Source organism: Micromonospora sp. NPDC051300, assembly GCF_044455315.1.
GTDB classification, from domain to species: Bacteria; Actinomycetota; Actinomycetes; order Mycobacteriales; family Micromonosporaceae; genus Micromonospora; species Micromonospora robiginosa.
In genome coordinates this window covers 114,135-135,762 of sequence record NZ_JBITEP010000010.1, presented here as the reverse complement: position 1 = coordinate 135,762, position 21,628 = coordinate 114,135, and the positions used below count along the sequence as shown (strand labels likewise).

Genomic DNA, 21,628 nt, shown 5'->3' with positions numbered 1-21,628 from the left:
CGCTCAGCGGCTGGTGACAGTGACGTTCCCGCTGGTCGCGGAGACGTCGAGCAGCAGGGACGCGGCCGGGTCGTTGGTCACCCGCACGTCGGTGTCGCCGGATCTGGCGTCGGCGCGCACCCGGTAGCGCCCGGCCGGTACGGCCAGGTCGACGTTCCCGCTGCTGGCGTGCAGCCGGGCCGGGGCCGGCTGGTCCAGCTCGACGGTGAGGTTTCCCGAGGTGGTCTCCGCGTCGACCGCGGAGGCGAGCCGGCGGGCCTCGACGTCGCCGGAGTCGGCGCGCAGCCGGACCGGGCCGGCCGCCTCGACCAGCCGGATGTTGCCGGACGTGGTGGCGGCCCGCACCTCGCCGCTCGCCCCGTTGACGGTGAGGTCGCCGGAGCTGAGCGTGAAGTCGACCGCGCCGACGTCGGTGAGGTCGACGGTGCCGGAGTCGGTGCCACCGCGCACCGCCACGCCCGCCGGCGCGGTCACCTCCCAGGAGATGCTGCACCGGTGACCGCAGTCGGTGGGCAGCACCAGCTCGTCGCCCTTGAGCGAGTAGCGGCTCTCCGGCTCGCCGCCCTGGTAGCGCACCACGCGCTTGATCTTCACCTGGTCGGCGGGGCCGTTGCCCCGGACCACCACGTCGCCCGAGCCGCCGCCGTCCACGGTGATCCTGGTGACCTTGGTGCGTTCGGTCTGGTGGTATTCGAGCCGGCGGAACGACAGGGTGTCACACCCGGCGAGCACGATGAGCGTGGCGGCGGCGGCCGCGGCCGTCACCGCGCGACCCGTTCGGAGCGGAACCATGGCCAGAACCCTAGGGCGGGCGGGGCGGCCGGCACATCGGGGATCGGCCGCCGGTCCACCCCGAGCCGACCCTGAGATCGCACCCCGAGAGAGAATGGACCGATGGCCGGATACCGCCGACAGCTCTACCGCGACGACGCGGTGGTCCTGCGCGTGCAGAAGCTTGGCGAGTCCGACCGGATCATCACCCTGTTCACCCGCCGGCACGGCCGGCTACGCGCGGTGGCCCGGGGCGTCCGGCGCACCACGAGCCGGTTCGGCGCCCGGCTGGAGCCGTTCGGGCACGTCGACCTGCAGCTCGCCGGCGACCCCAAGGGCAACCAGGGCAGCTCCCTGCACACCGTCAGCCAGGTCGAGGCGATCGAGCTGTACGGCAAGCGGTTCCTCGGCGACTACCCCCGCTACACGGCGGCCAGCGCGATCGCCGAGACCGCCGAGCGGCTGACCCCGGTCGAGCGGGAGCCGTCGCTGCGGTTGTTCCAGCTCACCCTCGGCGCGCTGAAGTCGCTGGCCCGCGGCGACCACGCCACCACGCTGGTGCTCGACGCCTACCTGCTGCGCGGCATGTCGTACGCCGGCTGGGCGCCGGCGCTGACCGCCTGCGCGGTCTGCGGTGAGCCGGGCGCGCACCGCGCGTTCTCGGTGCCGGCCGGCGGCGCCGTCTGCCCGGACTGCCGGCCCCCCGGCGCGGCCCACCCGGCGCCGGCCACGCTCACGTTGATGTCCGCGCTGACCACAGGCGACTGGGCGTACGCCGACGTCGCCGAGACCGCCGTCCGCCGCGAGTGCAGCGGCCTGGTCGCGGCGCACCTCCAGTGGCACCTGGAGCGCGCGCTACGCTCGCTGCCGCTGGTCGACCGGGGTGCCCCGGCGCCCGGCGCGGTCCCGCCGCCCGCCGGCGCGGGGCCGGGTGTGGTCCCGCCGCGCACCGGCGCCGGACCGGCCGCCGCCGGTGTCAACAGGGAGATGACCGAGTGATCCGATCGACGAGGGCGACCCGCCGCGAGCCGTCGCCGCCGACCCCGCACCCGTCCGGCGCCCGCCCGCCGGCGCTGCCGGCCGCCGCGCTGCCCCGGCACATCGCCATCGTGATGGACGGCAACGGCCGCTGGGCCAAGGAGCGCGGGCTGCCCCGCACCAAGGGCCACGAGCAGGGTGAGCACAGCCTGTTCGACACCATCGAGGGCGCGATCGAGCTGGGCGTGCCCTACCTGTCGGCGTACGCGTTCTCCACGGAGAACTGGCGGCGCTCGCCCGACGAGGTCCGTTTCCTGATGGGCTTCAACCGCGACGTCATCCGCCGCCGCCGCGACCAGCTCGTCGACCTGGGCGTGCGGGTGGTCTGGTCCGGCCGGGCCGGCCGGCTGTGGAAGAGCGTCATCTCCGAGCTGCAGACCGCCGAGGAGATGTCCCGCGGCAACTCCACGCTGACGCTGCAGTTCTGCGTCAACTACGGCGGCCAGGCGGAGATCGCCGACGCCGCCGCGGCGATCGCCCGTGACGTCGCCGCCGGCCGGCTGCACCCGGACAAGGTCACCGAGAAGACGGTGGCCCGCTACCTCTACCACCCCGAGGTGCCCGAGGTCGACCTGTTCCTGCGCCCCTCCGGCGAGCAGCGCATTTCCAACTTCCTGCTCTGGCAGACCGCGTACGCGGAGCTGGTCTACCTGGACACGCTCTGGCCCGACTTCGACCGCCGCCACCTCTGGTACGCCTGCGAGCTGTACGCGCAGCGGGACCGCCGCTTCGGCGGCGCGCTGCCCAACCCGGTCGCGCCGGGAGTCTGAGCTCACGCTTACCGACGCGGCGCGCTGGGTACCGGTAGGGACAACAGCACACACGCGGAGGTGAACCACATGATTCAGAAGCGGATCGCGCAGTGGGCGGTCATGGCGGTCGCCGTGCCGCTGGCGGCAGCCGGCGCGCGCCGGCTCAGCCACTCCCTGGAGGCCCGTCGCGGCCCGACCGGGGTGAGCCGCCTGCTGACCAAGGGCGCCGACCTGATGCGGCCGCAGAAGGCCAAGCGACGTCGGTTCTTCTGACCTGTCCGGCCGGCGTCGACCGGCCGTCGGCGGAACGCCCCGCATCCGCGGGGCGTTCCGTCTTACCATCGGCGCAGGGCGCGCCGCCGGGACGCGCCGCCACGGGGGTGGAGGATGCGCGATCTCCGGTACGAGATGACGGCCGCCCTGGCCGCCGCCGACCTGGTGGAGCCGACCCGCCGGGAGGCGGTCGCCGAGCTGTGCGCCGGGGTGGCCGAGCGGCACTGCGCCGACCTCGGGCACACCCCGGCGGTCCGCTCCGGCGAGATCGCCGAGCTGGCCACCGGTGAACCGGTCGCCGGCTGGGCCCCCGACCCGCCCGAGCGGGCGTGGTGAGCCTCAGCCCTCCACTTCGGAGCGGTCGCCGGCCCAGAGCGTGTGGAACGAGCCGTCCCGGTCCACCCGGTGGTAGGTGTGCGCGCCGAAGTTGTCCCGCAGGCCCTGGATCAGCGCGGCCGGCAGCCGCTCGGCGCGCAGCGCGTCGAAGTAGGCCAGCGACGACGCGAAGGCCGGGGTCGGCACGCCCGCCCGGGCCGCGTCGGCCACCACCCGCCGCCAGGCCGGCACGCCGGCGCTGACCCGGTCGGCGAACCAGGGCGCGACGAGCAGCGTCGCCAGGTCCGGCTCACCGTCGTACGCCTCCTTGATCCGGTCCAGGAAGCGAGCCCGGATGATGCAGCCGCCCCGCCAGATGGTGGCCGTGCCGCCCAGGTCGATGTTCCAGTCGTACTCCCGGCTGCCGGCGCGGATGTGGTCGAAGCCCTGCGCGTACGCGACGATCTTGCTGGCCAGCAGCGCGCGGCGCACGTCCTCGACGAACGTGTCCCGGTCGTCCACCTGCCACTTCTCGCCGGCGTCGGCGAACACCCGGCGGGCGGCCTCGCGTTGGTCGGCGTGCCCGGACAGCGACCTGGCGAACGTGGCCTCGGCGATGCCGGTGATCGGGATGCCCAGGTCCAGCGCGCTCTGCACGGTCCAGCGGCCGGTGCCCTTCTGCTCGGCCTGGTCGAGCACCACGTCCACGAACGCCTTGCCGGTCGCCGCGTCGGTGTGGCCGAGCACCTCGGCCGTGATCTCGATGAGGAACGACTCCAGCTCGCCGCCGTTCCACTCCCGGAAGATCTCCGCGATCTCCGCCGGGCTCGCCGACAGGCCGGCCCGCAACAGGTCGTACGCCTCGGCGATGAGCTGCATGTCGGCGTACTCGATGCCGTTGTGCACCATCTTGACGAAGTGACCCGCGCCGTCCGGCCCGACGTGCCGGCAGCAGGACTCGCCCTCGACCTGCGCGGCGATCTTCTCGAAGATCGGGCCCAGCTTCCGGTAGGACTCCGCCGAGCCGCCCGGCATGATGCTCGGGCCGCGCAGCGCGCCCTCCTCGCCGCCGGAGACGCCGGTGCCGACGAAGTGCAGGCCGTGCTCGCGCAGCGCCTCCTCCCGGCGGCGGGTGTCGGCGAAGTGCGCGTTGCCGCAGTCGACGACGATGTCCCCCTCCTCCAGCAGCGGGATCAGCTCGTCGATCACGGCGTCGGTGGGCGCGCCGGCCTTCACCATCACGATCACCGCGCGCGGCCGCTCCAGCGAGCCGACGAAGTCGGCGAGCGACTCGGACGGCACGAAGGTGCCCTCGTCACCGTGCTCGGCGACCAGGCTGCGGGTGCGTTCCGGCGACCGGTTGTGCACCGCCACGGAGAAGCCGTTGCGGGCCAGGTTCCGGGCCAGGTTGCGACCCATCACCGCCAGACCGGTGACCCCGATCTGCGCCGTCGCCTGTTCTGCCATGCGTACCGCCACCTCTCGTCCTCGCTGCGTCCTGCGACCGTATCGCGGTCGTCGCATGAGCGGACCACACCTCGACGGTGGGTGAGGAGGCGGTGGCGCCGTGTCTCACCCCTCGGCGAGACGCGCCTCGACGTGCGCCACCTTCGCGGTCAACGCGTCGGTCACCCCGGGACGCAGATCGGCCTTGAGCACCAGGCTGACCCGGGGCGCCCGGGCCGCGACGGTGTCGACGGCGCGCTTCACCACGGCCATCACCTCGTCCCACTCACCCTCGACGGTGGTGAACATGGCGTCGGTGCGGTTCGGCAGGCCGGACTCGCGGACCACCCGTACGGCGTCGGCGACCAGGTCGCCCACGGACTCACCCACGCCGAGCGGGGTGATCGAGAACGCGATGAGCATGCCGACGATGGTGCCAGTAATTCGGCTGCGGCCGCCGACCGTGGCGGGCTAGCGTGTCGGCATGCGTAACTGACGCCCTTCCTCCGAGCCCGGTCCACCGCCGCAGTCGCCGTGGACCCGTCCCGCTCCGGGCGTCCGCATCCGCTTCCCGTCGCCGTTTCGTCGCGGTGTCCGTCGTGGTCGGTCCGCACCGGGGCACCCGCTCGGCGCGTCGCCGGTCGGCGCGCCCGACAGACAGGAGGCCCGCGGATGCCCGCGAAGCGCAGTCCGAAGAAGTCCCGCCGATCGTCGCCGCCCACCCCGACGCCGCCCGACGGCGCGTCGGCCGTCCCGGCGCTGTCCGACGCGGCGTTGCCCGCTTCGCTCCGGCTCGGTGAGGTGGTGCCCGGTGGTTCGGTCCGGCCCGGTGAACCGGGTGGCAGGTTGGACGCTCCGGTCTTGCCGGGAGTGGCGGCGCCCGCGGCGTCGACGCCCGTCGAGAGCCTGTCCGGCCTGGTGGCACCCGGCGCGCCGGTGCCGGGCGACGAACCGTCCGGCGCGACCCCGGGCGAGCCGAATCCGACCCGTCCGGCGCCGCCGAAGGCCGGCCCGCCCGGTGGCCGGGGCACCCGGATGAAGGGGAACAGCCAGCGTGCCGGCCAGACCCGCTTCTACGCCTTCCGGCGCAGCTGACCGTCGCGGAGCTGCCGGCCCCCGGGGCGGGGCCGGCAGCGCGCCGACCTCCCCGGAAGCGCACCCGCCACGCCCCCAGGGGCCCGAGACACCCACCGCGTTCCACCCGCCGCTCACCGGCCCCGTGAGTGGAACGGCATGGGTGTCTCGGGCGCGCCTAGACACCCATCGCGTTCCATCCGCCGCTCGCCGGGCCCACGAGTGGAACGGCATGGGTGTCTCGGGGTGCGAGTCACACACCCGCGGAATGCGGCGCGATCGCGGTGCGCCCCCCTTGGCCTCGCGCCGGCAAGGCTCCCACCAGCCGGCCTCCCCGAACACCTCCCTCTCCAGACCCCCACCCCGCTCCGTCGATCATGAAGTTGGCGGCGACAAAACGGACGAGACCCGCCGCTAACTTCATGATCGACGGGGCGAGGGCGAGGGCGGGGGGAGGACAGTCAGCCGAGGAGGGGGCGGAAGGTGCCGAGGAGGATGCTTGTGGTCAGGGCGGCGGCGGCCAGCAGGGCGGCGGCGACCACGAGCAGGGCGTCGGCCCGGGTGAAGCGCTGTCGGCGGGCGACCGTGCGCGGGGTGCCCGCGTCGAAGCCGCGCGCGTCCATCGCCACCGCGAGTCGGGTGCCCCGCCGGATCGCGCCGACCAGCAGGGTGAACGCGGTGGACGCGAAGAGCCGCAGCTTGGCCACCGGGTTGCGGCCGGCGTCCACGCCCCGGGCCCGGCGGGCCATGCTGATCATCCGCCACTCCTGTTCGAGGAGCGGCACCAGCCGGAACGCGGCAAGCGCGCCGATGGCGAACCGGGCGGGAGCCTTCGCGTTCTGGATCAGCGCGTCGGCGAGTTCGGTCGGATCGGTGGTGGCGAAGACGATGATGCCGGGCAGCGCCACCGCGAGCATGCGCAGCACCAGCCCGAGCGCGGTGACCAGCACGCCCTCGGTGACCAGCACCGGGCCGGCGTCGACGAGCACCCGGCCGGACCGGTCGGCGGCGAAGAGCACGAGGGTGACCAGGATGCCGACGGCGGCGGCCAGCAGCGGCCACGCCCGCCGGGCCAGCACCCGGTAGCGGACGCCGAACAGCGGCAGCACGGCCAGCTCGACCGCGATGGCGATGGCCGGCGCGACCGGGTCCAGCGTGGCCACCAGCACGATCGTGAACACCATCGCCGCGGCCAGCTTCGCCACCGGGTTGCGCCGGGCCAGCGGGGCGCCCGGCGTCGCCACCGGCTCCAGGTCGATCACGGGGCCACCTCGGCCGGGCGGTCCAGGGTGAGCGTGCGGTCGGCGAGCGCGGCCACGAAGTCGGCGTCGTGGGTCACCGCGACCACGCCGTGTCCGGCGTCGCGCAGCTCGGCCAGCAGGTCGACCAGCTCCCGCCAGGTGCGCCGGTCCTGGCCGAACGTGGGTTCGTCGCAGATCAGCAGGCGTGGCGCGGTGGCCAGGGCGGTCGCCACGCTCAGCCGCCGCGCCTCGCCGCCGGAGAGGGTGTACGGGTTGGCGCCGGCGAGCCGGTCCAGTCGCAGCCGGTCCAGCAGCGCGTCCACGGTGGCGGTGACCTGCGCCTCGGAGCGGCCGGTCCGGCGCGGGCCGAGCGCCAGCTCGTCGCGGACCGTGGCGGTGACGAACTGGTGCTCCGGGTCCTGGAAGACGGAACCGATCCGGCCGGCCAGCGCGGGTGCCCGCCACCGGTGCGGGGGAGTACGCACGTCCCGGCCGGCCAGGTCGGCCGAGGCGGTGACCGTGCCGGTGCCGGGGCGCATCAGGCCGCCGAGGAGCAGCGCCAGGGTGGACTTGCCGGCGCCGTTCGGGCCGAGCACGGCGAGCGCCTCGCCGGCGCGTACCCGGAGGTCGGTGGGGGCCAGGCGGGGTGGCAGGCCGAGCCGGTCGGCGGTGAGCAGCACGTCGCCGGCCGGCGCGCCGGCGTGCCGGGGCGGCACGGTGTGGCCGGGCACCCAGACCCCGGCGGCGGCCAGCGCGTCGCCGTGCGCGGCGAAGACCGCCTCGGGCGGGCCGTCGGCGTGCACCCCGCCGCCGGGTTCCAGCACCACCACCCGGTCGACGAGCGGCAGCGCCTCGGCGACCCGGTGCTCGACCAGGATCAGCGTGGTGTCGGCATCGAGCGCGTCCGCGATGGCGTGGCGGACGAGCGTGGCGCCGGCCGGGTCGAGGTTGGCGGTGGGCTCGTCGAGCAGCAGCAGCCCCGGTCGCAGCGCCAGCGCCCCGGCGAGGGCCAGCCGCTGCTGCTCACCGCCGCTGAGGGCGGCGGTCGGGCGGTCCCGGTGGTAGGGGAAGCCGACCCGGCGCAGCGCCTCGTCGACCCGGGGCCAGATCTCCTCGGCCGGTACGCCGCGGTTCTCCAGCCCGAACGCGACGTCGTCGCCGGAGCGGGCCATCACGAGCTGGGTCTCCGGGTCCTGGAAGACCACGCCGACGCGTTCACGGGCCTTGCGCGGGTCGAGCCCGTCGATCTCGACGGTGCCCTCCTGCTCGCCGGAGTCTTCGGGCAGCAGCCCGGCCAGCGCCGCCAGCAGGGTGCTCTTGCCCGCCCCCGACGCCCCGAGCAGCAGCACCCGCTCCCCGCTCTCGACGCGCAGGTCGACCCCGCGCACCGCCCAGCGTCTCCGCCCCCCGTGCCGCCACCCGAACCCCCGGAGAACCACCCCGCTCACCGTGCCACCCCCTCTGCCTCGTCGATCATGAAGTTGACGGCACCAGAACGCGCCGAATCCACAGTCAACTTCATGATCGACACCGGGAACCCCGTCAGACCAGGGCGCGGTCGCGACCGGCGGGGAAGCGGTCCAGGACGCCGGTGTTGGCCAGCGCCCGGGTCAGCACCCACGCGCCGAAGCCGGCGACGACGGTGGCGCTGACGATGGTGATCAGCGCGTAGGGGATGCGGTAGGAGGTCAGGTCGTAGGGCTTGTTCCAGTAGACGAAGTCGAAGATCGCCGCGCTGAGGCCGGTGAGCGCGCCGGCCAGCACCGCCACCGGCAGCTTGAACGAGCGGTAGCGGAACGCGGCGAACGCCAACTCGGCGCCGATGCCCTGCATCAGGCCCTGGAGGATCACGATGCCCGCCCACTGGCTGCCCAGCAGCGCGGAGACGATCGCGGCCACCGTCTCGCAGTAGAGCGCGGCGCCCGGCTTGCGGATGATCAGGCCGGCGAGCACCGCCGGGATCAGCCAGACGCCGTAGAGCACCGCCTGCGCCGGCGGGAAGAACGCGAACGCCGCGTCGGTGGCGCTCCAGAGCAGGCCCCAGGCCCAGAAGACGACGCCGAAGGCGACGGCGATGACCGAGGCGACGACGATGTCGACGGTACGCCAGCGGTTGCTGTCGGTGTGGTTCATGACGGACTCCCAGTTCGTGGTGCGGAACCAGGAGAAGACGCACGCCGCGCCCGGAAACGCCCGGACGGCGGCGCGGCTGGAGGTCGACCGAACTCCCTGCGCTGGCATTACCCAGATCAGGTTCGAGGGTCTGCGGGCACCGGCCCGCACTCTCAGCGCTGTGCGCTCCCCTGTCGGATGTGAAGTTGTCTCGTCGCAGACGCTAGCACCGCAGCCGGCCCCGGGCCCAGCAGGGCGTCTGTCGGCTACGGTGGCGATCATGCGGATCGAGGCGCGGGGTCTGACGTTCGACGTACGCACCGGCGGCCCGGAGGACGGCGCGCCCGTCCTGCTGCTGCACGGTTTCCCGCAGCACGCCGGCGAGTGGGACGCGGTGACGCCCGCGCTGCACGCCGCCGGGCTGCGCACGTACGCGCTCGACCAGCGCGGCTACTCGCCCGGCGCGCGGCCGGACGCGGTCGAGGCGTACCGGATCCCGGAGCTGGTGGCCGACGCGGCGGCCGTGCTGGACGCGCTCGGGGTGACCGCCGCCCACCTGGTCGGCCACGACTGGGGCGCGATCGTGGCCTGGGGCCTGGCCGCGGCGCACCCGCAGCGGGTGCGGACGCTGACCGCGGTGTCGGTGCCGCATCCGGCCGCGATGGGGCACGCGCTCGCCACCGACCCCCGGCAGAAGGCGAAGTCCGCCTACATGGCGCTGTTCCGGATGCCGGGCAAGGCCGAGAAGGTGCTGCTGGCGATGCGCGGGGCCGCGCTGCGGCGGCTGCTGCGCGGCGTCGGCGACGAGGCCACGGTGGCCCGCTACGCCGACCCGATGCGCGAGCCGGGCGCGCTCACCGCCGCGCTGAACTGGTACCGGGCGATGAGCGGGTCGGACATGAAGGCGGTCGGGCCGGTGGCGGTGCCGACCACGTACGTCTGGAGCGAGAAGGACGTGGCGATCGGGCGGACCGCCGCCGAGGCGTGCGCGGCGCGGGTCACCGGGGACTACCGGTTCGTGGTGCTCCCCGGGGTCAGCCACTGGATCCCCGACGAGGCCCCCGGCCCGTTCGTCGAGGCGATCCTCGCCCGGATCGCCGGGACGGAGGAGGAGGCATGACTGTGGACGCCGAGGCGTACCTGGAGACGGTGACGTCGACGATGCGGCGGGTGGCCGCCGAGCAGCGGGCGAACGTCGCCGCGGCGGCCGACCTGATCGCCGCGGCGGTCCGCGCCGACGGGGTGGTGCACGCGTTCGGCACCGGGCACTCCGAGGCGCTCGCCATGGAGATCGCCGGCCGGGCCGGCGGGCTGGTGCCCACCAACCGGATCGCGCTGCGCGACCTGGTCCTGGTCGGCGGCGAGCCGGCCGACGTGCTCGGCCCGAAGCTGGAACGTGAGCCGGCGGTGGCGCGCCGCCTCTACGAGCTGGCGCCGGTCCGGCCGGCGGACGTGTTCGTGCTCGCCTCGAACTCGGGTGTGAACGGGGCGATGGTGGAGTTCGCCTCCGTCGTCAAGGAGCGCGGACACGGTCTGGTGGCGATCACCTCGGCGCGGCACTCGGCGCGGATGACCTCCCGGCACCCGTCCGGCCGCAAGCTCGCCGACTTCGCCGACGTGGTGCTGGACAACGGCGCCCCGTACGGCGACGCCACGCTGCCGCTGCCCGGCGGCGGCGCGGTCGGCGCGGTCTCCTCGATCACCGCGGCGTTGCTGGCCCAGCAGATCACCGTCGAGGTGGTGGCCCGGCTGCTCGCGGCGGGGGAGCGGCCACCGGTCTACCTGTCCGCCAACATCACCGGCGGTGACGAGCACAACGCCGAGCTGGAGGCGCGGTACGCGGGGCGGATCCGACGCGGATCCTGAGCCGGTTTCGTGATCATCCGATTCGGGCAATGGCGCTGCTGCCGGCGGTCGTTCACCCGCCGGCGGTGCCGTCTTCACCGGAGGTTCACGAGTGTCCAAGGAATCCGAGAAGCAGCGTTGGCAGCGCAACTTCGCCGACCTGCTCCAAGAGCTGCGCGTCGCACAGACCGGCGTGCAGATCCTCTTCGCCTTCCTGCTGACGATGCCGTTCAGCAACGCCTTCGGCCGGACCACCGAGTTCCAGCGTGACGTCTACGTCGTGGCGCTGCTGGCCGCCGCCGCGGCCGCCGCGATGATCATCTCACCTGTCGCGTTCCACCGGGCGCTGTTCCGCCAGGGCCGCAAGCCGGAGCTGGTCCGCTTCGCCCACCGGATGGCCACCGGCGGCCTGTTCTTCATGCTGATCGCGATGGTCAGCGCGGTCCTGCTTGTCACCGACTTCGTGCTCGACCGGCCGATCGCGTTCCTGCTCACCGCGGTCACCGGCGTGTGGTTCCTGGTCTTCTGGGCCGTCCTGCCGTTCGCCCGGCGCAACTGGGGCGAGGACGACGTCGACGACGATGACGACGACCCGGAGACGCTCACCGGCGACTGACGGTCCGCCAAATCGGACGTGCACGCGACGCTACCCCTGGGTAACACCCGGGGGTAGCGTCGTTTTCGTCGCATCCGGACCGACCATCCAGGAGGCTCCCGTGACCACGACACAGAACAATGCCGACGGGGTGGGGCCGCTGCCCACCGAGGCGGGCCAGGTCTCGGAGAAGGAGGCCCGCCAGGTCGCCGAGGCGGCCCGCGAGTCCGCCTGGGACCGGCCCAGCTTCGGCAAGGAACTCTTCCTCGGCCGGTTCCGGCTCGACCTCATCGACCCCTGGCCCCGGTCCGACCCGGCCGACGTGGCCCGCGCCGACGAGTTCCTCGGCGCGTTCGGGGCGTACCTCGGCAGCGAGGTGGACGGCGCGGCGATCGAGCGCGACGCGCGCATCCCGGACGAGGTGTTCCACGGCATGGCCCGGCTCGGCGCGTTCGGCATGAAGATCGACCGGAGGTACGGCGGCCTGGGGCTGAGCAACCTGCACTACTGCCGGGCGCTGATGCTCGCCGGTTCGGTCAGCCCGGCGATCGGCGCGCTGCTCTCCGCGCACCAGTCGATCGGCGTGCCGCAGCCGTTGAAGATGTTCGGCACGCCCGAGCAGAAGGACCGTTTCCTGCCCCGGCTGGCCGCCGGCGAGGTGTCCGCGTTCCTGCTCACCGAGCCGGACGTCGGCTCCGACCCGGCCCGGCTCGCCACCACCGCCGAGCCGACCGCCGACGGCGCCGGCTACCGGCTCAACGGGGTGAAGCTCTGGGCCACCAACGGCACGGTCGCCACCCTGCTGGTGGTGATGGCCCGGGTGCCCGCCGGCGAGGGGCGGCGCGGCGGGATCACCGCGTTCGTGGTGGAGGGCGACAGCGAGGGCATCACGGTGGAGCGGCGCAACTCCTTCGTCGGGCTGCGCGGCCTGGAGAACAGCCTCACCCGGTTCCACGACGTCTTCGTGCCGGCCGAGAACGTGATCGGCGGTGAGGGCAAGGGCCTGAAGATCGCGCTGACCACGCTGAACACCGGCCGGCTGTCGCTGCCGGCGATGTGTGTGGGCGCCGGCAAGTGGGCGCTCAACGTGGCCCGGGAGTGGGCCGCCGACCGGGTGCAGTGGGGCCGGCCGGTCGGCGAGCACGAGGCGGTGGCGAAGAAGCTGTCGTTCATCGCCGCCACCACGTACGGCATGGAGTCCATGCTGGACCTGTCCTGCCTGCTCGCCGACGACGACCGCAACGACATCCGGATCGAGGCGGCGCTGGTCAAGCTGTACGCCAGCGAGATGGCCTGGCGGATCGCCGACGAGCTGATCCAGATCCGGGGTGGGCGCGGATACGAGACGGCCGACTCGCTCGAGGCGCGGGGCGAGCGACCGGCTGCTGTCGAGCAGCTCCTGCGCGACCTGCGCATCAACCGCATCTTCGAGGGCTCCACCGAGATCATGCACCTGCTGATCGCCCGGGAGGCGGTCGACGCGCACCTGTCGGTGGCCGGCGACATCATCGACCCGGACGCGGGGCTGGGCCGCAAGGCCGCCGCCGGCGCGCGGGCCGGCGCCTTCTACGCGAGGTGGCTGCCCACCCTCGCGGTCGGCCGGGGGCAGGCGCCCGGGGCGTACCAGGAGTTCGGGCCGCTGGCCGGGCACCTGCGGCACGTCGAGCGGACCTCCCGCAAGCTGGCCCGCTCGACCTTCTACGCGATGTCCCGCTGGCAGGGGAAGATGGAGCGCAAGCAGGCGTTCCTGGGCCGGGTGGTGGACATCGGCGCGGAGCTGTTCGCGATGTCCGCGGTCTGCGTCCGGGCCTACGCCGAGCTGGCCGAGCACCCGGAGAACGTCGAGCTGGCCGACCTGTTCTGCCGGCAGGCGCGGCTGCGCGTCGACGAGCTGTTCACCGGCCTGTGGTCGAACACCGACTCGGTCGACGTGGCGGCGGCGAAGCGGATCGTCGCCGGCCGGTACGCCTCGGTGGAGGACGGCGTCCTCACGCCCCCCGCCGACCTGCCCTGGGTGGCCCGCTGGACCCCCGGCCCGTCCACCGCCGACGACGTCCGCCGCCGGCTGTGAAAGGAGGGGCCCCCTGTTAACGCCTCCGGTAGAGGAGGGGGCCCCTCCTCACACCCGCTCAGCGGCGGGCGACCGCCCAGGCGATCACCGCGGCGAGGATCAGGCCGTTCAGCGCGGCCAGCACCAGGTACGCCGACGGCGGGATCTTGCGGCCCTTGCGGACGAAACTCACCAGCACACCCGCGTAGACCAGCAGCAGCGCGGCGACGGCGATCAGGAAGTACAGCACCGGCACACCCTACCGGCCGCCGCGCAACCCCAGTCCGCGCAGCTCCAGCGCGGCGAGCGCGTCGACCGTGGCGTCGTCCCCGCGCCGCCACGCCTCGGCCACGTCCGGCGCGATCCGGTTGAGCTTCGACAGCGGCTGGCCGGCCAGCGCGCGCAGCGCCAGCAGGTCCCGGCCGGCCGGGGCGGCGGCCATCGCCTTCGCCGCACCGGCCCGGCGCATCCAGCGCACCCGCAGCGGCAGCCAGCCGAACAGCACCAGGCCGAGCGGGAACACCAGCACCGCGACGGCAAGCGCGAGGGCCAACTGGTCGACCAGCTCCTGCTGGTCGCGGCCGGCCTCGGCCATCGCCCGCGCGGCGTCGGCGGCGCGGGTGAAGGGGGCGGTCAGCTCGTCGCCGACGAGCGGCACCCGGCCCACCTTGCCGCCGGCGTCGGCCAGGTTGTCGGCCAGCCCGGCGCCCGCCCCCTCCAGCTTCTGCCCGGGTACGGCGAGCTTCTCCACCAGGTCGTGCAGCCAGAACGCGAAGCGGATCGCCGCGTACACCCAGACGACCACGAGCAGGTCGGTCAGGAGCTGGCGGAGGGCGGTCGGAAAGCGGTCGGCGTAGATCTTCACGCCGGACAGCCTGCCACGGCTCAGGCGCGCCGGCACCGGTCGGTTTTACCGGCCGGCGCAGGCCGGACAGGTCCCGAAGATCTCGAACGTGTGGCTGACCTCGGTGAAGCCGTGTTCGGCGGAGATCCGCTCGGCCCACTTCTCCACCGCCGGGCCGGCCACCTCGACGGTACGGCCGCAGGCCCGACAGACCAGGTGGTGGTGGTGACCGCCGCTGCACCGCCGGTAGAGGTGCTCGCCGCCAGGCGGGCGCATCACGTCGATCTCGTCGGCGTCGGCCAGCGCCTGCAACGTCCGGTAGACGGTGGTCAGCCCGATCCGGTCGCCCCGGCGGCGCAGCATGGCGTGCAGGTCCTGGGCGCTGTGGAAGCCCTCGACCTCGTCGAGCAGGGCGCTCACCGCGCTGCGTTGCCGGGTGGTGCGTGGGGCGCCGGTGGTCATGACGGTCCCTCCCCGGCGTGGCTGACCGCGTCCGCGACGATGTGCGCGACGTGCTCGTCGACCAGGGCGTACGCGATCTCCCGGCCGCGCCGGGAGCCACGCACCACGCCGGCCCCGCGCAGCACCCGCAGGTGCTGGGAGACCAGCGGCTGCGGCGCGCCGAGCGTCTCGACCAGCTCGTGCACGCAACGCTCGCCCTCGGCCAGCTCGCTGACGATGGCGAGCCGGATCGGGGCCGATAGGGCGCGCAGCAGCTCGCCCGCGCCCTCGAACGTGTCGTACCCGTTGGTGCCGGTCACCCCGTAACGATAACCACTACCGGTTGGGCCGGCCTCATCCGAGCACCACCTCGTGCTCGGCCGGCTCGGCGGCGGCCGTTCCGGACGCCGCCCGGCCGCGTCGCCGCAGCGCCCGCGCGCCGGCCGCCAGCAACGCCACCACCAGGAACGAGCCGATCGCCACCAGCACCACCGAGGCGCCCGGCGCGGTGTCGGCGGTGGCCGCCACCCAGACCCCGGCGCCGGCCGCGAACAGGCCCAGCGCCATGGCCGCGGTCATCGTCGACCGGAAGCCGCGCGTCACCTGCTGGGCGGTGGCCACCGGCACCACCATCAGCGCGCTGATCAGCAGCACCCCGACCGCCCGCATGGCGATGGTCACGGTCACCGCGGTGCCGACCGCGATGAGCAGGTTCAACGCCCGCACCGGCAGGCCGGACACCCGGGCGTACTCCTCGTCGTGGCAGACCGCGAACAGCGCCGGACGCAGCACCAGCATGGTCGCCAGCAGCACCGCGCCGAGCACGCCGATGGTGACCAGGTCGGCCGGCGACGTCGTGGTCAGCGACCCGAAGAGGTACGCGTTGAGCGACCCGCTGCTGGCGTCGGAGAGCCCGACCAGCATCACGCCGCCGGCGATGCCGCCGTAGAACAGCAGCGCCAGCGCGAGGTCCCCGGAGGTGCGCCCGTACGCGCGGACCAGCTCGATGACCACCGCGCCGAGCGTGGCGGCGAGCACCGCCACCAGCACCGGGGAGCGGTTGAGCAGCAGCCCGGCGCCGACGCCGGTGAGCGCCACGTGGCCGATGCCGTCGCCGATCAGCGCCAGTCGGCGCTGCACCAGGTAGATGCCGAGCGCCGGCGCGGCCAGCCCGATGACAAGCGCGCCGACGAGCGCGCGGAGCATGAAGTCGTACTGGAAGAGGTCCATCTCAGATGCCCGTCCAGAGCCCGGCGGGCTCCTCGTCGCAGTGCGGGTGGACGTGCTCGTGGTCCGGGTCGGCGTGGTGGCCGACCGGCTCGGGCACCGCCCCGTCGTGGGCGATCCCGCCCTGGTGCACCACCACGGCCCGGCTGATCAGCGGGCGCAGCGGCCCCAGCTCGTGGGCGACCAGCAGCACCGTGCCGCCGCCGTCGCGGAACGCGCGCAGCGCCCCGGCGAACGCCTCCTGGCTGGCCGCGTCCACCCCGGCGGTCGGCTCGTCGAGCACCAGCAGTTCCGGCCCGCCGGCCAGCGCGCGGGCGATCAGGACCCGTTGCTGCTGCCCGCCGGAGAGGGTGGCGACCGGATCGCCGGCCCGGTCGGCGAGCCCGACCGCGCCCAGCGCCTCGGTCACCGCCGCCCGGTCCGCCCGGCCGGCCGGCCGCAGCACGCCCCGGCGGGCCAGCCGACCGGACGCCACCACCTCGGCCACCGTGGCGGGGACGCCGCCGCCGGCGCCGAGCCGCTGCGGGACGTACCCGATGCGGTGCCACTGCCGGAAGCGGCGCTGCGGCGTGCCGAACAGGGCGACCGACCCGGCGCCCAGCGGCACCAGGCCGAGCGCGGCGCGGACCAGCGTCGACTTGCCGGAGCCGTTGGCGCCGAGCACGGCGACCACCTCGCCGGCGGTGAGGGTCAGCGACACGTCGCGCAGCACCGGCCGGCCGTCGTAGCCGACGGTGGCGTGCGCGACGTCGATCACGGGTGCGGTCATGAGCAGTCCAGGGCGGTTCGCAGGGTCTGGAGGTTGGCGCGCATCGCGGAGAGGTAGTCGCCCTCGGCCGGCGGGCCCTCGATCGGGTCCAGGACGGCGGTCTTCGCCCCGACCGTCCGGGCGATGGTCTCGGCGACCTTCGGGCTGACAAGCGTCTCGAAGAAGATCGTGGTGGCCCGGTGCTCGCGAGCCTCGTCCGTGACCTGGGCGAGCCGCTGCGGGGAGGGCTCGGACTCCGGGGTGAGCCCGGTGAGGCCGATCTGCTCCAGCTTGTAGCGCTCGGCCAGGTAGCCGAAGGCGGTGTGACTGGTCACGATCTCCCGGCGCTGGCAGGTGCGCAGGCCGTCGGCGTACGCGGTGTCGAGCGTCGTCAGCTCGGTGCGCAACGCGCCGGCCCGGGCGGTGTAGTCGGCGGCGTGGTCCGGGTCGACCTTGCCGAGGCGTTCGGCGAGCTTGTCGCCCACGGCGGCCAGCCGGGTCGGGTCGAGCCAGAGGTGCGGGTCCTTGCCGCCGCCCTCCTCCTCGTGACCGGCCTCACCCTCGTGCTCGTGCTCGTGGCCGCCGGCGGCGGCGTCGAGCAGCGGGGCCACGCCGGCCACGTCGAACGCGTGGTCGCCGCCGTTCTGCTCGACCGCCTCGTCCACGGCCGGCTGGAAGCCGGTCAGGTAGACGATCAACTCGGCGTCCACCACCTGCCCGACCTGGCGGGGGTTCAGCTCCAGGTCGTGCGGCTCCGCGCCCGGCTTGGTGAGGTTGCCGACCACGACCCGGTCGCCGCCGATCCGCTCGGCGAGGAACTGGAGCGGGTAGAACGCGGCCACCACGTCGACCTTGTCCGGGTCGCTCCCCCCGCCGCCGTCCGAGCAGGCGGCGACACCACCCAGGGCGAGCAGGGCGGCGGTGACGGCGGTCAGGGCACGGGGGGTGGCACGGACGGTCATGGGATCAACTGTCCGCGACAACGAAAATTATTGTCAAAAACGCATGCTTGCATGTCAGCGCAGGTCAGCTCGCCTCGACTCGGCCCGCGCCGGTCAGCCGACCATCAGCTTGGCCAGCGCCGCCGCGATCAGCAGGGTGAGCATCAGCAGCCGGAGCACCCGGGTCGCGGGGGCCTGCACCGGCCAGGTCACCGACATCAACCAGACCAGCCCGGCGGCCAGCACCAGCAGCAGGACGCCACCGGCCGGACCGGGCGCGAAGAGGCCGACCAGCACCAGCACCAGCGCGGCGAGGAACACCGTCGTCGGGTTGAGCCGGGCCAACCGGGACAGGACGGGACTCTGCGTACGCTGCATGGCACAAACTCTACGAGGAGGAACGCCGTGCTGGTCACCAACCGGTTCGTGGTGGACGCCGAAACGGCTGACGAGTTCACCCGGGAGGCGCACGCGGCGCTGGCCGCCCTCGCCGCCCGACCCGGCTACCTGCGCGGCGAACTGCTGCGGGCGCTCGACGACCCGGCCCACTGGTGCCTGCTCACCGAGTGGGAGTCGGTGGGTGCCTACCGGCGGGCGCTGGGCGGCTTCGACGTCAAGGTCACCGCGGTGCCGCTGCTCGCCCGATCGGTGGACGAGCCGTCGGCGTACGAGACGCTCGCCAACGCCGCCCCGCAGGGCGAGATCGTCGTCGTCGCCAGCGATCGCGCCGCAGGTCCGTACCGCTGAGTCCCGGGGCACTACCCTGGCGCGTATGACCGCTCCCGGACCGGCCGCGCCACCCCCGTCACCCGTGCCGCCCGGCGCGCCGCCGGCGGACCCGGGCGTCCCCGCGCCGCCGGCCGGTCCCGGCGTCGCGCCGCCGTTCGCCGCCCCACCCACCGAGGGCGGCCGGACCCGGCTCTGGCTCGGCCTCGGCGTCGGCGCGCTGGCCGTGCTGCTCTGCTGCGGCGGGGGCGGGGCGGCGATCGTCGGCCTGGCCGTGAGCAACGTGCAGGCGGTCGGCGAGCAGGGCCGGGCGGTCACCGACGACTACTACCAGGCGCTCGTCGCCCGGGAGTGGTCCAAGGCGTACGACCGGCTCTGCGACGACGCCCGGCGGCGCGAGTCCCGGCCGGAGTTCACCCAGCGGGTGGCCACCGAGCCGCAGATCTCCGGCTACCGGGTGGGGCAGGTCGACACCGCCACGCTCACCGTGCCGGTGGACGTCACGCTGGCCGGGGGGCGCCGGGAGGCGCAGACCGTCACGTTGGCCCCCGACCGGCAGACCGGCGGCATGGAGGTCTGCGGGGTGAGCTGACCCGCCCCCGGTATTCTGCTGGGCTCGGGGCCGACGCGGTCGTACCGTTGTCCCGAACAGCCCGGAATCATCCATCTCAACCGCGCCGACCGCCAGCCGGCGTAGGAGGAAACATGCCAGCCGACCGTATCGACGCCGTCGTCAGCCTCGCCAAGCGCCGGGGCTTCGTCTTCCCCTCCAGCGAGATCTACGGGGGCACCCGGTCGGCGTGGGACTACGGTCCGCTCGGCGTCGAGCTGAAGGAGAACGTCCGCCGCCAGTGGTGGCGGACCATGGTCCAGCAGCGCGACGACGTCGTCGGCCTCGACTCAGCGGTCATCCTGGCCCGCAAGGTCTGGGAGGCCAGCGGCCACATCGCCGAGTTCGTCGACCCGCTGACCGAGTGCCAGTCCTGCCACAAGCGGTTCCGCGCCGACCACCTGGAAGAGGCGTACGAGGCCAAGCACGGCAAGCCGCTGACCTCGCTCACGGAGCTGAACTGCCCCAACTGCGGCAACAAGGGCACCTTCACCGAGCCGAAGATGTTCAACGGCCTGATGAAGACCTACCTGGGCCCGGTGGAGAGCGACGAGGGCCTGCACTACCTGCGCCCGGAGACCGCCCAGGGCATCTTCGTCAACTACAAGAACGTGGAGACGGTCGCCCGCAAGAAGCCGCCGTTCGGCATCGCGCAGACCGGCAAGTCGTTCCGCAACGAGATCACCCCGGGCAACTTCATCTTCCGGACCCGCGAGTTCGAGCAGATGGAGATGGAGTTCTTCGTCGAGCCCGGCACCGACGAGCAGTGGCACGAATACTGGCTCTCCGAGCGCTGGAACTGGTATCTCGACCTGGGCCTGTCCGAGGAGAACCTGCGCTTCTACGAGCACCCCAAGGAGAAGCTCTCCCACTACTCGAAGCGCACCGTCGACATCGAGTACAAGTTCCAGTTCGGCGGCACCGAGTTCGCCGAGCTGGAGGGCATCGCCAACCGCACCGACTTCGACCTGTCCACGCACAGCAAGCACTCCGGCGTCGACCTGTCGTACTTCGACCAGGCCAAGGGCGAGCGCTGGATGCCGTACGTGATCGAGCCGGCCGCCGGCCTCACCCGCGCGGTGTTGGCGTTCCTGCTTGAGGCGTACGACGAGGACGAGGCGCCGAACACCAAGGGCGGCGTGGACAAGCGCACCGTGATGCGCTTCGACCCGCGGCTGGCCCCGGTCAAGGTGGCGGTGCTGCCGCTGTCCCGCAACGAGGCGCTCTCGCCCAAGGCCAAGCAGCTCGCCGCCGACCTGCGCAAGCGTTGGGTGGTCGAGTTCGACGACTCGCAGGCCATCGGTCGCCGCTACCGCCGGCAGGACGAGATCGGCACGCCGTTCTGCGTCACCGTCGACTTCGACACGCTGGACGACAACGCGGTGACCGTGCGGAACCGGGACACCATGGCCCAGGAGCGCGTCGCCCTGGACCAGGTGGAGCGCTACCTGATCGAGCGCCTCCCCGGCTGCTGAGCGTGTAAGGAAGGGCCCCTTCTTAACGCCTCCGGTCGAGAAGGGGCCCCTTCTCACACCTGCGCCGGCGGTGGCTCGACGCGCACGTCGAGGGTGGCGGCGACGCCCCGGCGCGACTCGTACGCCTCCTCGACCGTCCGCCGCACCAGCGCGGGGCTCCGCCGGATCTGGGCCGGCGTGAAGTGCAGGATCAGCACCCCCGACCGGCTCAGCTCGTTGTGCCGGTCGAGCGTGCGCGCCCAGTCGCCCGGGGTGAAGTGGAACTCCTGCGAGTCCACCTCCAGCGCCACCGCCGCGTCGACCAGGTAGCCGTCCGGCGTGGGCAACCGTCGCCCGTCCCCGGCGTACAGCCGGGGGTTCCAGAGCAGCTCCGGCAGCAGCCGGCTGCCGGCCAGGCACTCCCGCAGCTCGGCCTCGGGCGCGGACCGGGCACCGGCGACCACCTCGGCGAACGCCCTGCGGACCAGGGCCGTCCGGCTCCGCCGCGCCCGCCGGATCTCCTCGTCGAGCGCGGCGAGGTCGGTGAACCCGCGTTGCACCGACTCGGCCACGATCGCCCGTACCGGACGCAACTGCCGCAGGTCGCGGGCCGCGTCGACCACCGCCCGGGCGGGTGAGCAGACCGGATAGAGCGCGGTGTGCCGGGCCTTGCCGTCCACTGCCAGCGCGCGGGCGATCACCGCGTGACCGGCGGACCTCCGCCGGGCCCGGTGCGGCACGACCAGGTGTACGTCGTCGGTCGGCGGGCCGTATCGGAAGCCGTACCAGCGAAGCGCGGCCAGCCCGGTGAGCTGCGCCTCGGGGCCCGCGTACAGGGCTGCGGAGATCCGCCGCTGCTCGTCCGTGAGGGTCCCGGTGACCAGCGCGTACGTGGCCGGCAGCACGCGTTGCCACAGCCCGCGTCGGGTCTGCCGGTAGAGGAACATGTCGTCGAAGCCGGCGGCGAGCAACTGGGCCCGGGTGAGGATCTGCTGCTGCCGGTGCGCCGTCTCCGCCAGCTCGGTGGTGAAGTCAACCATCCCCGCAGGCTGGCCCACCGCACCCACCCCGTGCCGCCCCGCGCCCCCCGCCCTGTGGACACCGCCCGCTTGTGGAGCACCCCGA

The 21,628-nt window shown here is 73.8% G+C and carries 27 protein-coding genes and 1 riboswitch; of the genes, 12 read left to right on the top strand and 15 right to left on the bottom strand.

All coding sequences use genetic code 11. The features are described from left to right. Nucleotides 1–3: 3 nt before the first annotated feature. On the bottom strand, nucleotides 4–792 hold the full coding sequence (locus ACIA5A_RS14070; RefSeq protein WP_396761031.1) for a DUF4097 family beta strand repeat-containing protein: 789 nt from the start codon (nucleotides 790–792) through the stop codon (nucleotides 4–6). Between the two features lie 102 nt (nucleotides 793–894). On the opposite strand from ACIA5A_RS14070, the gene recO reads away from it, so the two are divergent. The 4 genes from recO to ACIA5A_RS14050 all read left to right on the top strand — a co-directional run bounded on the left by recO (nucleotide 895) and on the right by ACIA5A_RS14050 (nucleotide 3,170). After that, a complete protein-coding gene (gene recO / locus ACIA5A_RS14065) occupies nucleotides 895–1,770 on the top strand; it encodes a DNA repair protein RecO (protein ID WP_396761028.1) in 876 nt (291 codons plus the stop codon). Further along, a complete protein-coding gene (locus tag ACIA5A_RS14060) occupies nucleotides 1,767–2,579 on the top strand; it encodes an isoprenyl transferase (RefSeq protein ID WP_307755310.1) in 813 nt (270 codons plus the stop codon). The genes recO and ACIA5A_RS14060 overlap by 4 nt, the downstream gene beginning before the upstream one ends. A gap of 69 nt (nucleotides 2,580–2,648) precedes the next feature. Further along, nucleotides 2,649–2,834 carry a hypothetical protein gene (locus tag ACIA5A_RS14055; RefSeq protein ID WP_396761024.1) on the top strand — a complete coding sequence of 62 codons (186 nt, stop codon included), beginning with the start codon at nucleotides 2,649–2,651 and terminating at the stop codon, nucleotides 2,832–2,834. A gap of 114 nt (nucleotides 2,835–2,948) precedes the next feature. Continuing rightward, nucleotides 2,949–3,170: a thioredoxin reductase gene (locus ACIA5A_RS14050; RefSeq protein WP_396761021.1), complete on the top strand. Its 222-nt coding sequence runs from the start codon at nucleotides 2,949–2,951 to the stop codon at nucleotides 3,168–3,170. Nucleotides 3,171–3,173: 3 nt separating this feature from the next. On the opposite strand, the gene gndA is transcribed toward ACIA5A_RS14050, so the two are convergent. Together gndA and ACIA5A_RS14040 are read right to left on the bottom strand one after the other, a co-directional pair. Continuing rightward, entirely contained in the window at nucleotides 3,174–4,616 is a 1,443-nt protein-coding gene (gene gndA / locus ACIA5A_RS14045; protein WP_396761019.1) for an NADP-dependent phosphogluconate dehydrogenase, read from the bottom strand. 105 nt (nucleotides 4,617–4,721) lie between these two features. Continuing rightward, nucleotides 4,722–5,018 carry an MTH1187 family thiamine-binding protein gene (locus ACIA5A_RS14040; RefSeq protein ID WP_396761016.1) on the bottom strand — a complete coding sequence of 99 codons (297 nt, stop codon included), beginning with the start codon at nucleotides 5,016–5,018 and terminating at the stop codon, nucleotides 4,722–4,724. A 249-nt stretch (nucleotides 5,019–5,267) separates the two neighbouring features. Between ACIA5A_RS14040 and ACIA5A_RS14035 the strand changes: the two genes are divergently transcribed. Further along, complete coding sequence (locus ACIA5A_RS14035; protein WP_396761013.1) at nucleotides 5,268–5,690, top strand: hypothetical protein; 423 nt, start codon at nucleotides 5,268–5,270, stop codon at nucleotides 5,688–5,690. A 440-nt stretch (nucleotides 5,691–6,130) separates the two neighbouring features. On the opposite strand, the gene ACIA5A_RS14030 is transcribed toward ACIA5A_RS14035, so the two are convergent. From ACIA5A_RS14030 to ACIA5A_RS14020, 3 genes are all read right to left on the bottom strand, one after another. Then, the gene (locus tag ACIA5A_RS14030; protein ID WP_396761010.1) at nucleotides 6,131–6,931 is read right to left on the bottom strand and encodes an energy-coupling factor transporter transmembrane component T family protein; all 801 of its coding nucleotides are present in this window, start codon (nucleotides 6,929–6,931) and stop codon (nucleotides 6,131–6,133) included. Then, entirely contained in the window at nucleotides 6,928–8,358 is a 1,431-nt protein-coding gene (locus ACIA5A_RS14025; protein ID WP_396761007.1) for an ABC transporter ATP-binding protein, read from the bottom strand. The genes ACIA5A_RS14030 and ACIA5A_RS14025 overlap by 4 nt, the downstream gene beginning before the upstream one ends. 94 nt (nucleotides 8,359–8,452) lie before the next feature. Next, nucleotides 8,453–9,043 (bottom strand): ECF transporter S component, encoded by a 591-nt coding sequence (locus ACIA5A_RS14020; protein ID WP_396761004.1) that lies wholly within the window; start codon nucleotides 9,041–9,043, stop codon nucleotides 8,453–8,455. Nucleotides 9,044–9,118: 75 nt separating this feature from the next. Next, nucleotides 9,119–9,225: riboswitch (TPP riboswitch) on the bottom strand. A 77-nt stretch (nucleotides 9,226–9,302) separates the two neighbouring features. Between ACIA5A_RS14020 and ACIA5A_RS14015 the strand changes: the two genes are divergently transcribed. From ACIA5A_RS14015 to ACIA5A_RS14000, 4 genes are all read left to right on the top strand, one after another. Then, nucleotides 9,303–10,142, top strand: coding sequence for an alpha/beta fold hydrolase (locus ACIA5A_RS14015; RefSeq protein ID WP_396761002.1), 840 nt, complete (start codon nucleotides 9,303–9,305; stop codon nucleotides 10,140–10,142). Further along, the gene (locus ACIA5A_RS14010) at nucleotides 10,139–10,888 is read left to right on the top strand and encodes a sugar isomerase domain-containing protein (protein WP_396760999.1); all 750 of its coding nucleotides are present in this window, start codon (nucleotides 10,139–10,141) and stop codon (nucleotides 10,886–10,888) included. The genes ACIA5A_RS14015 and ACIA5A_RS14010 overlap by 4 nt, the downstream gene beginning before the upstream one ends. A 91-nt stretch (nucleotides 10,889–10,979) precedes the next feature. Beyond that, nucleotides 10,980–11,483 carry a DUF6328 family protein gene (locus ACIA5A_RS14005; protein WP_396760996.1) on the top strand — a complete coding sequence of 168 codons (504 nt, stop codon included), beginning with the start codon at nucleotides 10,980–10,982 and terminating at the stop codon, nucleotides 11,481–11,483. Between the two features lie 100 nt (nucleotides 11,484–11,583). Continuing rightward, nucleotides 11,584–13,533 (top strand): acyl-CoA dehydrogenase family protein, encoded by a 1,950-nt coding sequence (locus tag ACIA5A_RS14000; protein ID WP_396760993.1) that lies wholly within the window; start codon nucleotides 11,584–11,586, stop codon nucleotides 13,531–13,533. Between the two features lie 58 nt (nucleotides 13,534–13,591). Here ACIA5A_RS14000 and ACIA5A_RS13995 read toward each other — a convergent pair whose 3' ends face one another. The 8 genes from ACIA5A_RS13995 to ACIA5A_RS13960 form a co-directional block, all read right to left on the bottom strand. Further along, complete coding sequence (locus tag ACIA5A_RS13995) at nucleotides 13,592–13,762, bottom strand: hypothetical protein (protein WP_396760990.1); 171 nt, start codon at nucleotides 13,760–13,762, stop codon at nucleotides 13,592–13,594. 9 nt (nucleotides 13,763–13,771) lie between these two features. Then, entirely contained in the window at nucleotides 13,772–14,377 is a 606-nt protein-coding gene (locus ACIA5A_RS13990) for a hypothetical protein (protein ID WP_396760987.1), read from the bottom strand. 45 nt (nucleotides 14,378–14,422) lie between these two features. Further along, the gene (locus ACIA5A_RS13985; RefSeq protein WP_396760984.1) at nucleotides 14,423–14,818 is read right to left on the bottom strand and encodes a Fur family transcriptional regulator; all 396 of its coding nucleotides are present in this window, start codon (nucleotides 14,816–14,818) and stop codon (nucleotides 14,423–14,425) included. Then, complete coding sequence (locus tag ACIA5A_RS13980) at nucleotides 14,815–15,117, bottom strand: ArsR/SmtB family transcription factor (protein ID WP_396760981.1); 303 nt, start codon at nucleotides 15,115–15,117, stop codon at nucleotides 14,815–14,817. Before ACIA5A_RS13980 ends, ACIA5A_RS13985 begins: the two co-directional genes overlap by 4 nt. A gap of 34 nt (nucleotides 15,118–15,151) precedes the next feature. Next, nucleotides 15,152–16,027, bottom strand: a complete 876-nt coding sequence (locus ACIA5A_RS13975) for a metal ABC transporter permease (protein WP_396760978.1) — start codon at nucleotides 16,025–16,027, stop codon at nucleotides 15,152–15,154. A 1-nt stretch (nucleotide 16,028) separates the two neighbouring features. Beyond that, the gene (locus tag ACIA5A_RS13970) at nucleotides 16,029–16,793 is read right to left on the bottom strand and encodes a metal ABC transporter ATP-binding protein (RefSeq protein ID WP_396760975.1); all 765 of its coding nucleotides are present in this window, start codon (nucleotides 16,791–16,793) and stop codon (nucleotides 16,029–16,031) included. Next, nucleotides 16,790–17,734, bottom strand: a complete 945-nt coding sequence (locus ACIA5A_RS13965) for a metal ABC transporter substrate-binding protein (RefSeq protein WP_396760973.1) — start codon at nucleotides 17,732–17,734, stop codon at nucleotides 16,790–16,792. Before ACIA5A_RS13965 ends, ACIA5A_RS13970 begins: the two co-directional genes overlap by 4 nt. Before the next feature lie 93 nt (nucleotides 17,735–17,827). Then, complete coding sequence (locus tag ACIA5A_RS13960; protein ID WP_278104148.1) at nucleotides 17,828–18,091, bottom strand: DUF6703 family protein; 264 nt, start codon at nucleotides 18,089–18,091, stop codon at nucleotides 17,828–17,830. A 27-nt stretch (nucleotides 18,092–18,118) separates the two neighbouring features. On the opposite strand from ACIA5A_RS13960, the gene ACIA5A_RS13955 reads away from it, so the two are divergent. From ACIA5A_RS13955 to ACIA5A_RS13945, 3 genes are all read left to right on the top strand, one after another. Then, nucleotides 18,119–18,460, top strand: coding sequence for an antibiotic biosynthesis monooxygenase (locus ACIA5A_RS13955; protein ID WP_107155735.1), 342 nt, complete (start codon nucleotides 18,119–18,121; stop codon nucleotides 18,458–18,460). A 25-nt stretch (nucleotides 18,461–18,485) separates the two neighbouring features. Continuing rightward, on the top strand, nucleotides 18,486–19,031 hold the full coding sequence (locus tag ACIA5A_RS13950) for a hypothetical protein (protein ID WP_396760969.1): 546 nt from the start codon (nucleotides 18,486–18,488) through the stop codon (nucleotides 19,029–19,031). Between the two features lie 113 nt (nucleotides 19,032–19,144). Beyond that, on the top strand, nucleotides 19,145–20,524 hold the full coding sequence (locus tag ACIA5A_RS13945) for a glycine--tRNA ligase (RefSeq protein WP_396760966.1): 1,380 nt from the start codon (nucleotides 19,145–19,147) through the stop codon (nucleotides 20,522–20,524). A gap of 53 nt (nucleotides 20,525–20,577) precedes the next feature. Here the strand turns inward: ACIA5A_RS13945 and ACIA5A_RS13940 are convergent, their stop codons facing one another. Further along, the gene (locus ACIA5A_RS13940; protein WP_396760963.1) at nucleotides 20,578–21,543 is read right to left on the bottom strand and encodes a type IV toxin-antitoxin system AbiEi family antitoxin domain-containing protein; all 966 of its coding nucleotides are present in this window, start codon (nucleotides 21,541–21,543) and stop codon (nucleotides 20,578–20,580) included. Nucleotides 21,544–21,628: the final 85 nt, after the last annotated feature.